Origin of the sequence: Bremerella volcania (genome assembly GCF_007748115.1) — a bacterium.
GTDB lineage: Bacteria > Planctomycetota > Planctomycetia > Pirellulales > Pirellulaceae > Bremerella > Bremerella volcania.
Genome location: NZ_CP036289.1, coordinates 5,744,595 through 5,759,256 on the forward strand (window position 1 = coordinate 5,744,595; position 14,662 = coordinate 5,759,256).

Genomic DNA, 14,662 nt, shown 5'->3' on the forward strand with positions numbered 1-14,662 from the left:
CTCGTCATGAATCGTCAACGGATCGCGGTGATTGGGGGCGGGATCAGTGGCAACCTGGTGGCCCGCCTGCTGCATAACGATCATGATGTCACACTATTCGAGGCCGCCAGCTATCCAGGCGGGCACAGTAACACGGTCACTTGCCAACTCGACGGCGAAACTTACGACGTCGACACCGGGTTCATGGTCTTCAATGACCGAACCTATCCTAATTTCTGTCGCCTGCTGGATATGCTGGGGGTCGAAGCACAAGACAGCGACATGAGCTTCAGCGTTCGCTGCGAAAAGACCGGGCTGGAATATCAAGGAAGCAGCCTCCGAGGCCTATTTCCCAGCTGGCGTAACATGACCTCCCTTCGCTATTGGAATATGTTGCGGGACATCTTGCGGTTTAACCGCCTGGGGACCGAAGCCGTCCGGCAGGCAACCATCGGCGAGGGAGAAACGGTCGGGCAGTTCCTCAAGCGCTGCCGCGTTGGGGACATGTTCCTGGAGAAATACCTCGTACCAATGGCCGCCGCGATCTGGTCAGCCGATCCGCAGCAGATCCTTGGCTTCCCGGCCCAGTTCTTCCTGGGCTTCTGCGACAACCACGGCCTGATGGCAATCACCAACCGGCCGCAATGGAAGACGATCGTCGGCGGATCAAAGCAGTATGTGCGAAAGCTGATCGAACCCCTGGGGGACCGCGTTCGCTTGAACTCGCCAGTGAAACGTGTTCTGCGAAACGATGAGCAAGTCACGGTGATCACGAGAGACGATCAGGCCGAAACGTTCGATCAGGTCGTCTTCGCCACGCATGCCGATCAAACGCTGAAGATGCTCGACCAGCCCACGCCACTGGAGCAAGAAATCCTCGGCCACTTCCCCTATCAGCCCAACGATGCGGTCCTGCATACCGACACGCGGCTCTTGCCCAAGCACCGTCATGCGTGGGCCAGTTGGAACTATTTGCTGCCCGATGGCCATCAGACGACCGCCAGCGTGACCTATGACCTTTCTCGCCTGCAGAGGGTCGCCTCTCCTACGCCAATCCTGTTGAGCCTGAACATTACCGACCGCATCGATCCGACGAAGATCTTACAGCAGATGCAGTACGACCACCCGGCGTTCAATCGCCACTCGTATGCCACCCAGAAGCGTCTGCCGGAACTGCAGGGGCAGCGGCAGACGTACTTCTGTGGTGGCTGGTGTGGCTATGGGTTTCACGAGGATGGGGTGAAGAGTGCCTTGGCCGTTGCCGCTTACTTTGGAAAGAACTTGGACGCATGCACAGTTGCCTGTACGAAGGAACGGTCTCCCACACACGCCATGGCCCCGTCAAGCATCAGTTTGACTACCGCCTGACGATGGCCTACTTCGACCTGGCCGAAATCGACCAGGTCGTCGGTCCGGGCAAAGTGTTGTCCGACCATCGACGGGCTGCTATTTCGTTCCCGCGCGACGTTCACCTGCGCTCGCAGCGAGGCTCGCTCGAGCAGCGCGTTCGATCGCTCGTTTCGAAAGAATTAGGCGAGTGCCCCACAGGCCCAATCCACTTGCTGACGCAGCTCCGATACTTCGGGCACTATTTCAGCCCATTGAACCTCTTCTTTGTGTACCGTGCGCCGGACAGCGCCTTCCCGGCCATCATCCTGGCGGAAGTCAACAACATCCCCTGGGGCGAGCAACAAGTTTATGTGCTGAAGCCGACTTGGAGCGAAGCCGATCAGGCCTATGCCTACGAGCACCCCAAGCAGATGCACGTCTCGCCGTTCATGCCGATGAACCACACCTACCGCTGGTCGTTTCGCTCGGTAGGGCAGCAGCTGATTGTGGGGCTCGAGAACCATGAAGAGGGCCGCCCCGTTTTCCACGCGGGAATGTCTTTGGAAAAAAAACCGTTAGCACACCGCACCATTCAACGGTTCTTATGGCGTTTGCCTGCAATGAGCCTGAAAGTCGTTGCCGCAATCTACTATGAAGCTTGGAAACTTTGGTGGAAACGATGTCCCATATACCCTCACCCGCAGAGTCAGCACGCAGCCCGCGCGGCTGTTCAAGTGACCGAACCGGCCTAGCGGAACTTGCGATCGAACATCCCTCGTTGCGGCTGCGGAAGGCGCTTCCTCAAGTATCCGCAGGCCTCCACTGCTACGTGGCGCGGCAATGCCGCAAGATTCTGCATCGCACCCTCTCGAAGATCGAAGCAGGGCACGTCCTTATCATCGATCCCCTCGGCCAGGTTCAATTCGGCCCCAGTCACGACGTCGAACTGCGAGCCGTCGTCCGCATCGATGACCTTCGCGTCTACCGGCACATGATGCTGGGGGGAACGCTCGCCGCGGCCGAAGCTTACCTGGAAGGGAAGTGGGTCTGCAGCGATCTGACCGCGCTACTGCGAATCATGGCTCGCAATCTCGATTCCTTGAAAGGGATCGAACGTCACACGTCGTTCTGGCTCGCCCCTTGGCGAGGTCTGCAGCAGTGGCGAACCCGAAACTCCAAGCAAGGAAGCCGGAAGAACATCGCCGCCCACTACGATCTGAGCAACGAGTTCTTTCAGCTCATGCTCGATCCCACCATGATGTATTCGTCCGGGATCTACGAGCATGAAGACGCGACGCTGGAAGAAGCCTCGCTCGCCAAGCTCGATCGCATCTGCCGCAAACTCGACCTGAAGCCAGGCAGCCGCGTGCTGGAGATCGGCACCGGCTGGGGTGGCTTCGCTGAGTATGCAGCCAGGAACTACGGCTGCCACGTCACGACCACTACCATTTCGCAGCAGCAGTTCAACTACGCGTGCCGGCGAATCGAAGACGCCGGTCTGCAGGATCAGGTCACGCTCCTCAAAAGAGACTACCGCGACCTTACCGGCACCTACGATCATGTCGTCAGCATCGAAATGATCGAAGCGGTCGGCCGGGATTACCTCGACACCTACTTTGAAAAGTGCGGCTCGCTCCTGAAGCCCAACGGCACGATGGCCCTGCAGGTAATCACCATTCCGGACGAGCGGATCGAGAGCTATTCGCGCGGCATCGACTTCATTCAGCGATACATCTTCCCCGGCGGTTTTCTTCCTTCCTACCATTTGATGGCCCGCTCGATTGCCAGAACGACCGACCTGCGGATCGTGCATGCGGAAGATTTCGGTAGCCACTATGCCCGCACGCTGGCTGCCTGGCGAGAGAACTTTCTAGAACACCTCCCACGCATTCGCGCCCTGGGCATGGACGATTACTTCCTGCGGATGTGGGAATACTACCTCGCCTACTGCGAAGCCGGCTTCCACGAACGCCAGATCGGCGTCAGCCAACTAGTCATGGCCCGCCCCAAGTTCCGCGGAGAAGCAATCCTCGGCAAGTTCTAATTTCCTGTCCCCTCTCCCTCGCAGGGAGAGAAGACAAGAGATGTTAGTCTACGACCGTATGGATGTCTTCATCCGGCTGGATGCCCCGCAGTTGCCGCCAGAGCCACCGGATTTCGTGGCGGGCAAAGACGAAGTAGACAATCACGCCAACGATGATTTCTTCGACCAGCGTTAATGCGTCCGGCAGGTAGTAGTCGAGCAAACCGGCAAAATAGACCACGGCTCCCATCAAGATCGAAGCCGCCAGCGCCGGCGTCAGTTGACCAAAGGTCTTTCGCACGTCGACGTCGGAACTCTTGAAACAGAACGCCAGGTAAGGTCCGCAGACGACAACCGTCGCCATCATGACCAGGCCCGCTAGATCGATCGTGAACAGTTCGGGATTATCTTTCCCGGCAAAGAAGTACGCTAAACCACAAGCCCCAGCCAGCGCGACCAGGTTGCCAAACGCTCCGACCGCCAGCAGATCGGCCCGGCCGGCGGCACTCATCAAGCTTCCCGAAATGTTGATCCAGCTTTGGGCGACGATCATCAACCCCATGATCGAGAGGATATCACCGGCCTGAATCCAATCGTTTCCGCCCAGCACCGGCATCAATTCGTCCCCCACGATCAACATCCCGATCGAACAAGGAGCCAGCATGATGCCAACCATGCGATAGAAAGAGGCCGTCAACGCGCTGAACGACTCGCGATTCCCCTTTGCCTGAGACAACGCCGGCAACATGGCTGACGTCACCGGCGACGTCAGCAGGTAGACTGGGCGAATCATCTGGTTGTAGGCCTGGGTGTAGTAGCCGATCCAACGGTGCCCTTCGGGGGTCGAACCAAACACGGCCCCCAGGATAATCTTGTCCAGGTTCTGTCCGACCGCGAAGAATATCCCGCTTAGCGTGTAGTATCCGCTGAAGTTGAGCAGCTGCTTCATTTCCGAAAGCGGGGCACACTTGCCTGGCCGCCATGGCTCGATCGCCCAAAATCCAATGTTCAGCACAACCAGTTCGCTGTACTGCTGAAGAACCAGAGCCCAGATGCCCCAGTCAGAGTACGCGGCGACAATCGCGACCACGCCGCTAATAATCAACGAAAGGACTCGCACGATCGTCAGTCGGCCGAAGTTCAGCTTCTTCTCGGCCAGCGATTTGTGCTGCGAGTAACTATTGTAAAGCAGGGCCGTTCCCGCCAGGGCCATTCCCACCGGCATCAACCGCTCGGCTTGGTACCACATCGCCAATAGAGGCGAGAGACCGATCAGGATGACGGTTAGCACGACACCGGTAATTACCTGGTACCAGAACAGCGTCGAGGCTTCTTCGTTGGTCAGCCCCTTCTTCTGCACGGTCGCAATGTCCATCCCCAGCGATCCGAACGAACGGATCAACAGCATGATGGGCATGTACATCCCCAGCAGCCCGAACTCGGCCGGCGAGACCAGGCGATACAATTCGGCGATGACGACCAGCGAGATGATCTGCCCGGCAATCTGACCGATCATGGTCAACCGCGTGGCCCGCTGTGTTTTGCGGATCAGATCGGGGTCGACAGGCGATGCCGCATTATGAGGCGGGGAGGCATCATTCATAAAGCGAAGGAGAGCCGGTAGGTGGTGTCAGTTAGTATCGGATAGCGCACCACAATGCCCGGATGCCATCTTTCCAACCGATCTTCTTCCCCTCTTCAAAGGTCCGAGGGTAATAGCGAATCGGTACTTCGCGAATTCGCAGCCCCTTGCGTCGGGCCAGCTTGGCGGTGATTTCCGGCTCGATCCCAAAACGCTTCTCACGAAGCGTGGGAGCGATCTCTTGAATCACCTCGCGCCGGAACACCTTGTAACAGGTTTCCATATCGGTGAGAAGCAGATTCGAGAACAAGTTCGACCACATCGTCACGAGCTTGTTAGCCAGGTAGTGTCGCACGCGTGGCACGTTGCGCTGCCCGGTGATGAAGCGGCTGCCGTAAACGGCGTCGACCCCTTCGCAAATGATCGGCTGCAGCAGTACCCGGTAATCCTTCGGGGTATATTCCAGATCGGCATCCTGGATGATGACCGCGTCGCCGGTTGCTTCCTTGAAACCGGTGGCTAGGGCCGCTCCTTTGCCTTGGTTCTTTTCGTGCAGAATGATCTTCAGATCGGATTGATCATGGAGCGTTTCCAGTAGGTCCCGCGTTCCGTCGGTGCTGCCGTCGTCGACCAAAATGATTTCGCACTTGAATCCGCACTGGCGAACTGCTGCAATGACTTGTTGCAGCGAGTTGACTTCGTTGTAGATAGGCACCACGACCGAGAGCAGAAAGTCGCGCGGAATATCGTAAATCGCCAGTCGATAACAGGCCGCTTCACCCAAAACCTGGTGCAGCAGTTCCACTCGGCGCGATTCATCCGTGGAGATCTCCAAAAGGGTCTGCTCCAGATGCGACACGACGTCCTGATCGTTTTCTGAGTGAATACTCATTGATTTTTGGCAATTCCGGGAAGAAAAAGGCCCGAACCCGGAACGGGTCACGGTGACCAACCAAGTCCGCGTACAAGTATAGAGCACTTCTTAGAAAAAACGAACCTTGGAGACCCGCAGCTATGATCGCTCCCTACATTGTCGCCGCCCTACAAATGGACTCGGGAGCGGAAAAATCGGATAATTTGGAACAAGCCGAATCGATGATCGCCGATGCGGCCCAGGCCGGTGCCCAATTGGTGGTCCTTCCTGAGTTGTTTCCGTACCTGGGAAGTGTCTCTCAATTACGAGAAAACGCCGAAACGATGGACGGCAAAGTCCTGCAAACGATGCGGGGACTGGCCATCAAGCACGAGTTGGTGTTGTGTGCCGGCAGCGTTGCGGTCGCCGCCAGCGATGATCCCACGATGGTGATGAACCGAAGCATTTTGTTTGGCCCGCATGGCCAAGTTTTGGCCACCTATGACAAGATCCACTGCTTCGACATCAACTTGCCGGATGTGAAAGTGGTCGAGTCCGACTTCGTGCGAGCCGGCAGTCAACTTTCGGTCGCTTCAACTCCGCTAGGGCATATCGGACAAGCCATTTGTTACGACCTGCGGTTCCCCGAGATCTTTCGTCGCCTGACCGAAGATGGAATGCAAGTCTGCGTGCTGCCTGCGGCGTTCACCGACAAGACAGGTCAGGCACATTGGGAGGTTTTAGCGCGTGCTCGCGCGATTGAAAATCAGATTTACGTCGTCGCCGCGAATCAATGTGGCATGTATGGCAATTCAATTCAGTGCTACGGAAATTCGTTGGTCATTGATCCGTGGGGAAAGGTCCTGGCCCGCGGCGATGATCGTCAGCCAGGTATCATCTACGCCGAGATTGACCTGGCTGCCCAGCGTAAAATACGTGCGGAATTACCGGCACTTTCGCATCGCCGGATGGCCTAAGCAGCCTGGCAACGGTTCTTACGTCGCCTGCACACTACACACAAATTACCATGCAATAACAAAGTTATAATCGAACAATTTTTCACAACTTAGCGAGCAATTCAGGGCAATGCGTTTTTTGTGCACAAGAATTGTCGACCAATTGCAAACGATTTTACAGCGTGAAATTCAAGCCAGAATCACAATGTGAAAAAAAGATTACGATGGTTGCTTGACAACTCCGCTCCGCTTCGCAAAATTAGTCCCTATGTTGATTGGAACCAAGGGACGCTGACTTGCGTCTTAAACACCTCTCTCCTCAAAAACCTGTGTCATTCGTTGCAAACTGGTCGCTCTGACCATCGGTTCCCGGCTCGCGATAAGGACATCCCCAGGGAGTTCTGCGCGCCTGGAAAGTGCAGCGTCGTCGCTCGGTTTTGTTGGCCAGTGTGCAGGCCATTCGAGAAAGCGAGAGGGATATGAGTGCGTGCGAGAGATATTGCTTTCCGGCAAAGGGAATTGTCACACATAGGTTGGCAACACTCTCCGCTAAAAAGTTTGAAGGGCGACGACTGAGGGAAACGACGTGCGACAGGCTTTCGGGCCTGTTTATGGAGATCCCTTCATGCTTTTTGGCGTCCTGATCAACATGTTATTCACACCTGTTCATTTGCCTTTTCCCCAACCGCTCGCAGAGCAACGGACCTGTGCCCACCATTTTGATTGCCCTGGGCGCGAACCTCGGAGACCGCGGAGCGGTACTTACTCAGGCTGTCGACCAACTCGCTACCGATCCTGACTTTACGCTGGAAGCACGAAGCGAACTCTTGGTCACCAAACCTGTGGGTGGCCCCAGCGGACAACCTGATTATCTCAATTCGGCTGCGAAATTTTCTACTTCGCTCTCGCCGGAACAAGTTCACCAGAAACTGATCAACGTCGAGCAAAGCCACGGTCGCGTTCGCATCCAACGCTGGGGTGCTCGAAAGCTTGATCTTGACTTGCTTCTCTATGATCAGCAGATCACCAAAACCTTGCAGCTTACCATCCCCCATCCCCGGATGAGCTTCCGACGTTTCGTCATGCAGCCGGCTGCCCAGGTCGCCGCGGAGATGCTTCATCCCGATCTCAACGCCAGCATCGGCGACTTGTGGCGACATCTCTCGACCACGCCGCCCGTAGTCGAGATCGCCGCACTGCCGGGGCCTGCGGTCAGTCAGCTGCTCGCTGCGACCGAAAAAGAACTAAGCGACCCAAAACATTCGCTGGCGAATCAATTGCTTACGTATCCAAAATCGAAACACGACCTGGTGACCTCGCTCACCGATTTGACCCAGCACCAGGCCGTTCATCGCAGCCTCCCCCCTGGCTGCAGCGTCCGAGTTCTTCCCTGGTGGTTCGATATCGCGGAGGTCCTGACCGGGCCGCAGCAGAGCAACACCACAAGCATCGAGCCAGCGCGGCTGACCGTCTATTGGAATCGTCCCGACCAGACCTACGGAGCCATGGAAGACGGTTGGTGGACTCAAGAAGAAAGAAGCGGCCTACAAGCTGCGCTAGCCGAGGCCGTTCGACAAAAGGTTCATGCGCCGCGTCTATGGCTGGAAGGCAACGATCTTGCGTCGGCTGTCACCGAACTGACCGCGGCCATTCAAGCCATGCAAGGCTAAGCGATCTATTCCGAGTGATGCTCGGTGAGGAACCGATCGGCTTCCTCTTTCTTGTCGCTGGGCACCATAATGCGGATCGCCAGCACGCCGGTGAGACCGCCTTGATGGTCGTTATCCAGCGCACACGGAATTCCTTCTTCTTGAAGCGCGTTCTGAATGATCGTTGCTTCCTCGTGACTTTGGCACGTACGGACGGCCACAAAATCCATATCTTCCATAAAACCGATACTCCCACTCTCGAAGTCAAACTCAAAGCCTGCAGGCTCCCACACATGGGACGCGCTTATTAGGCAATTGTAACCTAGTCTTTCCTTGAAACCCCAAACCATTCTTTATGATTCTCAGGGCATCAGGATCAATACTATGGCCAACCGTAAACTGAAAACCGTAATTCTCGACGACGACGCTGGGATCGTTCGTTTGGTGAAAACCATTCTCCGCGGAGCTTTCGGCAATGAGTTGGACCTGGTTGACTTTACCGACGCACATGAAGCCCAGAAGTGGATTAGCAATAACTGCTGCGATCTGCTGATCAGCGACATCGAGATGCCCGACATCGACGGCCAGGACATGTTGATCTTCGCCAAACAGCGAAATGCCTGGACTCAGGTCGTCTTCCTGACCGGTCAGTCGAGTTGGATGCATGTGACCCAAGCCGTCGAAAATGGTGCGTCTGACTTCCTGCTCAAACCGATTCAGCGAGCCGAACTGTGCAACATCGTTCAACAGCACATCGAACGCGCCGCTCGCTGGCAGTCGGCCCTGTTTCCCAAGCCGATCGCCTCGGCCGGAAACTAATCGCCGCTGCCCTGGGGTACGATAACCGAAACGACCGCTATCACCGGAAACGGTGATGGCAATATTTCTTGCTTGCGCCGAGACATTTGGCTGCGCGGACCTTATTGATGAGGTAACGTTTTGTGGCGAAATTCGAATTGGATTTCGCTTCATGCGCATGTCGTAATGGATGACGTGCCATGATGCACTCCCCACCCCAACGATGCAGGAAGCGAATCTCGTGGTCCGCTGGAAGCCGACATTTGCCACCCTTTGCGCTGCGATCTTGCTGATTCAGTTTGCATCGGGCTGCGCGCTCTGCCGCAAGGGGCGTTGGCGTGATCCTCAAATGGTGGCTCCATGCCCGGAAGCCAACCCAAAGTCGCAATATCCGTTTGGCATCTGGTGCAATCCGTGCGACGTCAGTACGACCCAGTCGACTGACACCGACGCGCTCGCGAGTACCCAAGTCGCTCCTAACTTCATCCAACTGTGCGCCTTCGAAGAAGAGATCGACGCTCCCGAAGCGTACGAGGACGTCTCGACCAACCTGGGAGAAGCGGTCGTCGGCCGTCCTCTCAAACGCATGTCGAACATGCCCAATCTCCTCGATCACGGTGGCGAGCGTATCGAGACACCCACTGCCCGAACGATCGAACCGGAAGCCATGGGCACCGAGGTCATCGGCGAGCCATTGAACCTTGGCCCTGAGTTCTTTCAAAGTGAACTGGGGGAAGGGGAAGTTCTTTACATGCCGGATCTGCCTGGCATGGTCGAGCAATCGATCCCCGAGTCGGAGTCCGCCGAGATCCAGCTGCGACAGGCCGAGTCGTACTACGCGATGGCGGTCGACGCCGACAAGCAACTCGACGAGTCAGCGATGAACATGTACCTCGACGCGGCCATCGCGGCCTATCGTTACATGCAAACCGTTCCGCCCCAACCCAAGACCACCAAGGGAACCGAACGCGCCTGGCAGGTCTACCACTCGTCGATTGCCCGCTTGATGTTTATCGCCGACAAGGCAGGCTATATCGATAAGCAGTGCGGCATCAAGTTGCCCGTCAATGGCGGCTATAAAATCGTCGAGTTCGAATACGTCAACTTCCAGCGCACCGCCGACGACTTCGATCGCTGGCACGTCGTGGGAGATTATCAGTCGAAATATCTTCTCACCAAGCACCGTTCGCCGGGGCTGGGGGTTCCGATGGTCTGCATCCGCGAGCGGAAGAAGGCCGATAAGTGGTTCCCGGAAGAAGTTCCGTTTTCCGTGACCGGCATCCTGCGTCCCGAAGCGGAGATGAATCTGTACGACGCGACCGTCGAAGCCCATTCTCCGGAAGGAACGCACATCGAGCAGGTCGTCGCCAAGCTCGAACTGTACGATCCTCGCACCTCAGGCGACGTCGAATTCCACTGCCGCCAGGTTCCGCTGGCCAAGGATACGACCGCGCCGTACGCGTATCTCCTCAGCGAAACGCGCGACGAATCGAAGCTCAAGGCCATGCATCCTTACCAAGACATGACCAACCGCGGACTGTTCATTCTCGAACCGCACCGCAAAGGGAAGATTCCAGTCATCTTCGTTCACGGCCTTCTCTCGGCTCCCTATACCTGGGCCGGCATTGCCAACGAGATCGATGGCAATCCCGACCTGGCAGCGCGCTACGAAGTCTGGGCGTTCCACTATCCCACGGGTGCACCCTTCCTGGAAACGGCCGCCGTGTTGCGAGAACAGTTCGATCAAATCATCAGGGAAATGGATCCGAGCGGATTCGATCGAGACCTTCGCAACGTCGTGCTGGTCGGTCACAGCATGGGTGGCCTCGTTGCAAAGCTGCAAGCCGCCGATAGCGGCAACACGCTGTGGGAACACGCGGCCTTCCAACCGCTCAATACGCTCGATGCTCCGCCGAAGATGCAGGAGTACTTGCGTCGACAGTTTTACTTCACTCATTCACCCCACGTGGGCCGCGTCGTCTTCATCGGCACGCCGCACCAAGGCACCACCCATCTGTCCGCCAAGACAGGTCACGTCTCCGCGACACTTGTCCATGAAGATCCCTGCTTGAAGGATGCCCACCGACAATTGATCGAAGACAACCCGGCTGCGTTTCGCAAAGAGTTCCGTCACCGCGTGCCGATCAGTCTCGACCTGATCAGTCCCAAGAGCATGCTGCTGACCGGCATTTATCGCTTGCCGATTCAACCGGACATTCCGAGCCACACGATCCTCGGCAACGGTTGGTGGACGCCGCACGATGGGCAAAGCGATAGCATCGTTCCCGTTTCCAGCGCACGATTGCCAGGCGTGCAGACCGAGATCATGGTCAACTCGCTGCATACTCATCTGAATCGAAATGCCGGAACGGTTTGCGAAGTCCTGCGCATCTTACGGGTGCACGGCACGAGGCCAGCTTTTGCCAGCCAGGTTGGCCCGATTCGTTAGCCCGGCTGACTGCTAGGGATTTCTGCGATTGATTCTTAAAACATGCCTGCGAAAAATCGCTCATTCGCCTTTCCCCTAGCTTGCGGAATCTCAGCGTTAACGTTCGTTATTTTTACACTCTTGTCTGATTTATCCCAATTTGTCGGGAATCGTCCAATTTGAAATCACCACCGAAGCTTTCAACGCGGCGGCGCTCAGGCTTATAATCTTAAGATTCGTAATGCACTGACAGGCCTTTCAGAGGCCGAAGGGAATCTCGAACCACCTACCTCGCTTCGCTGGCCGTGTGCTCGTTTCCGCTTCCTCGCAAACGCATACCATCACACGGTTGCCACGAACCCTTTTCAAAACCAGGAACACCATGATTCGACCATTGAGTACGGCAGCTTTACTGCTGGGTCTTTGCGTTTTGCTGATCGCGTCATCTTCAGCCCATGCCGCGCAGCTTGAACTGAAGAAGGGGGACAAGATTGTCTACATCGGCAATACGCTTGCCGAGCGAATGCAATACTTCCCGCACTTCGAGACAAGGCTTCAGGCCCGCTTTCCCGAGCTGAACCTGGTCGTTCGCGACCTGGGCTGGTCGGCCGATGAACTGACGTTGCGTCCTCGCAGTAAAGACTTCTACGATCACGGCACGCGTCTGGAAGATCACAAGCCGAACGTCATCATGGCGTTCTTTGGCTTCAATGAATCGTTCGCTGGCGCCAAGGGACTCCCCAAGTTCGAGAAGGACCTGGAGAAGTTCATCACCGACACCAAGAAGAGCAAGTACGACGGCAAGTCTCCGACGCTCGTTCTCGTTTCTCCCATTCCGCACGAAGACCTCCACTCGCGTTTCCTGCCCACTGGCGAGAAGAACAACGAAAACATCGCCCTGTACGCCGAGGCCATGCACAAGCTGGCCGACAAGCATGACGTCGTGTACGTCGACGTCTTCGCCCCGATGCTCGAACCGATGGCCGGCGACAGCGATCTGACCATCAACGGCATTCACTTGAACGACCAAGGCTACCAGCTGTTTGGCAAGGTTCTCGATGAAGGTCTCTTCGGTCCTGCTCCCACGTACAAGACCGATCTGGCCACGCTCTACCCGGAAGTGAAAGAGAAGGACCTGCAGTTCTTCTACGATCACCGGGCGGTCAATGGCTTCTACATCTATGGCGGCCGTAAGAACCCCTTCGGCGTGGTCAACTTTCCGGCCGAGTTCACCAAGCTGCGAAAGATGATCGAGAACCGCGATCAGCGCATCTGGAAGGTCGCCAACGGCGAAAGCGTTCCCGAGCAAATCGACGACAGCAACACCGGCGATTTCACCGCGATCGAAACGAACGTGAATCGTCCGGTCGATATCTTCAACCCGGAAGCGGAAGCGAAGACCTTCTCGCTGCCTGAGGGTTACGAGATTAATTTGTTCGCCTCGGAAGTGGAGTTCCCTGATCTGGAAAACCCGGTCCAATTGGCCTTCGATGCCAAGGGACGTCTGTGGGTCACCACCATGGAAAGCTACCCGATGTACTTGCCAGGCACGCCTCCGGACGACAAGGTGCTGATCCTGGAAGATACCGACGGCGACGGCCAGGCCGACAAGCAAACGGTCTTCGCCGATGGCCTGCACGTGCCGACCGGGATCGAAATCGGTGACGGAGGTGCGTACGTTGCCCAGCAGCCGAACCTGATGTTCCTGAAAGACACCAACGGCGACGATAAAGCCGACGAGCGAACGCTCATCCTGCACGGCTTCGATTCGGCCGACTCGCATCACTCGATCAGTGCGTTCACGTGGGGCCCTGGCGGTGCGTTGTACTTCCAGGAAGGAACCTTCCATCAATCGCAGATCGAAACGCCTTATGGTCCCGAACGCGTCGCCAACGCAGGCATCTTCCGCTACGAGCCGTTGACGGAAAAGCTGGATATCTTCGTCTCTTATGGTTTCGCGAACCCCTGGGGTCACACGTTTGACGACTGGGGCCAGAACTTTGTGGCCGATGCTTCCGGCGGTGCCAACTACTTCGGTGCGGCTTTCAGCGGCGACGTGGTGTATCCGCAAAAGCATGGGCGCATGAATCAGTTCCTCACCAAGCAGTGGCGTCCGACCGCTGGCTGCGAAATCGTTTCCAGTCGCAACTTCCCTGAGTCGGCCCAAGGCAATTACTTGCTGAACAACTGCATCGGTTTCCAGGGGATTCTGCAGTACAAGGTCAAGGACGAGGGCAGCGGTTTCCATGCCGATCCGGTCGACCCGCTGTTGGTCTCGAAAGACACCAGCTTCCGCCCGGTCGATATTCAGTTCGGCCCCGATGGTGCTCTGTACATCGTTGACTGGTACAACCCGCTGGTCGGTCACATGCAGCACTCGCTGCGTGATCCGAAGCGTGACAAGCATCACGGTCGTATCTGGCGAATTCGCTACACCGGCAACGACCTGGTGAAAGCCCCGAAGATCGACGGTGCCTCCGTGCTCCAACTGCTCGATCTTTTGAAAGAGCCCGAATACCGTACCCGTTACCGCGTTCGTCGCGAACTCCGCAACCACGACGGCCAGGAAGTTTCTGCGGCCCTCGAAACGTGGATGGCTGGTCTCGACAAAAACGATCCGTGGTACAACCATCACTTGCTGGAAGCCCTGTGGGTAAAGCAGAACTTGGACCTGGTCGATGCCGACCTGCTCAAGCGAATGCTGACCGATAGTGACTTCCGTGCTCGTGCGGCGGCCACTCGCGTGTTGTGCTACTGGCGCGATCGCGTCCCAGGTTCGCTTGATCTATTGGAAACGCAGGTCAACGACGAAAACCCGCGCGTCCGCCTGGAAGCCATCCGAGCCCTCAGCTTCTTTGATGGCGAAGACGTGGAACGTGCCCAGGAAATCGCTTTGCAATCGCTTCTTCACGACCAGGACTACTACCTGGAATATACGTTGAAGGAAACGTTGGAGACGCTCGAAAAGCGTGCCAAGCAAGGCTAGTTTTTGAATTACAATGAATGTTTGATGACTAAGGAAGAGTCATCCTCGACTGGGGATGGCTCTTTTTTTGGACAGACCG

11 protein-coding genes are annotated in these 14,662 nt (G+C 56.6%); 8 read left to right on the forward strand and 3 right to left on the reverse strand.

Translation table 11 applies throughout. The annotated features are described in order from the left end of the window. Positions 1–6: 6 nt before the first annotated feature. From Pan97_RS22815 to Pan97_RS22825, 3 genes are read left to right on the forward strand one after another with little or no spacing between them, the layout of a single operon-like run. Positions 7–1,347, forward strand: coding sequence for an NAD(P)/FAD-dependent oxidoreductase (locus tag Pan97_RS22815; protein WP_144976654.1), 1,341 nt, complete (start codon positions 7–9; stop codon positions 1,345–1,347). Further along, the gene (locus Pan97_RS22820; protein ID WP_144976656.1) at positions 1,269–2,060 is read left to right on the forward strand and encodes a DUF1365 domain-containing protein; all 792 of its coding nucleotides are present in this window, start codon (positions 1,269–1,271) and stop codon (positions 2,058–2,060) included. Before Pan97_RS22815 ends, Pan97_RS22820 begins: the two co-directional genes overlap by 79 nt. Beyond that, on the forward strand, positions 1,988–3,352 hold the full coding sequence (locus Pan97_RS22825) for an SAM-dependent methyltransferase (RefSeq protein ID WP_144976658.1): 1,365 nt from the start codon (positions 1,988–1,990) through the stop codon (positions 3,350–3,352). The genes Pan97_RS22820 and Pan97_RS22825 overlap by 73 nt, the downstream gene beginning before the upstream one ends. Positions 3,353–3,395: 43 nt before the next feature. Here the strand turns inward: Pan97_RS22825 and Pan97_RS22830 are convergent, their stop codons facing one another. After that, entirely contained in the window at positions 3,396–4,934 is a 1,539-nt protein-coding gene (locus Pan97_RS22830) for a lipopolysaccharide biosynthesis protein (RefSeq protein ID WP_144976659.1), read from the reverse strand. 31 nt (positions 4,935–4,965) lie between these two features. Then, positions 4,966–5,805 carry a glycosyltransferase family 2 protein gene (locus Pan97_RS22835; RefSeq protein ID WP_144976661.1) on the reverse strand — a complete coding sequence of 280 codons (840 nt, stop codon included), beginning with the start codon at positions 5,803–5,805 and terminating at the stop codon, positions 4,966–4,968. 122 nt (positions 5,806–5,927) lie between these two features. Between Pan97_RS22835 and Pan97_RS22840 the strand changes: the two genes are divergently transcribed. Both Pan97_RS22840 and folK read left to right on the forward strand, forming a co-directional pair. Next, positions 5,928–6,743 carry a carbon-nitrogen hydrolase family protein gene (locus Pan97_RS22840; protein ID WP_144976663.1) on the forward strand — a complete coding sequence of 272 codons (816 nt, stop codon included), beginning with the start codon at positions 5,928–5,930 and terminating at the stop codon, positions 6,741–6,743. 686 nt (positions 6,744–7,429) lie between these two features. After that, positions 7,430–8,392 carry a 2-amino-4-hydroxy-6-hydroxymethyldihydropteridine diphosphokinase gene (gene folK / locus Pan97_RS22845; RefSeq protein ID WP_165698930.1) on the forward strand — a complete coding sequence of 321 codons (963 nt, stop codon included), beginning with the start codon at positions 7,430–7,432 and terminating at the stop codon, positions 8,390–8,392. Positions 8,393–8,397: 5 nt separating this feature from the next. Here the strand turns inward: folK and Pan97_RS22850 are convergent, their stop codons facing one another. Further along, entirely contained in the window at positions 8,398–8,610 is a 213-nt protein-coding gene (locus tag Pan97_RS22850) for a putative signal transducing protein (protein ID WP_165698931.1), read from the reverse strand. Between the two features lie 145 nt (positions 8,611–8,755). Between Pan97_RS22850 and Pan97_RS22855 the strand changes: the two genes are divergently transcribed. The 3 genes from Pan97_RS22855 to Pan97_RS22865 all read left to right on the forward strand — a co-directional run bounded on the left by Pan97_RS22855 (position 8,756) and on the right by Pan97_RS22865 (position 14,583). Beyond that, positions 8,756–9,190, forward strand: coding sequence for a response regulator (locus Pan97_RS22855; RefSeq protein ID WP_196782193.1), 435 nt, complete (start codon positions 8,756–8,758; stop codon positions 9,188–9,190). A gap of 220 nt (positions 9,191–9,410) precedes the next feature. Beyond that, positions 9,411–11,618: an esterase/lipase family protein gene (locus Pan97_RS22860; protein WP_165698932.1), complete on the forward strand. Its 2,208-nt coding sequence runs from the start codon at positions 9,411–9,413 to the stop codon at positions 11,616–11,618. Positions 11,619–11,979: 361 nt separating this feature from the next. Continuing rightward, positions 11,980–14,583, forward strand: coding sequence for a PVC-type heme-binding CxxCH protein (locus Pan97_RS22865; RefSeq protein ID WP_144976670.1), 2,604 nt, complete (start codon positions 11,980–11,982; stop codon positions 14,581–14,583). Positions 14,584–14,662: the final 79 nt, after the last annotated feature.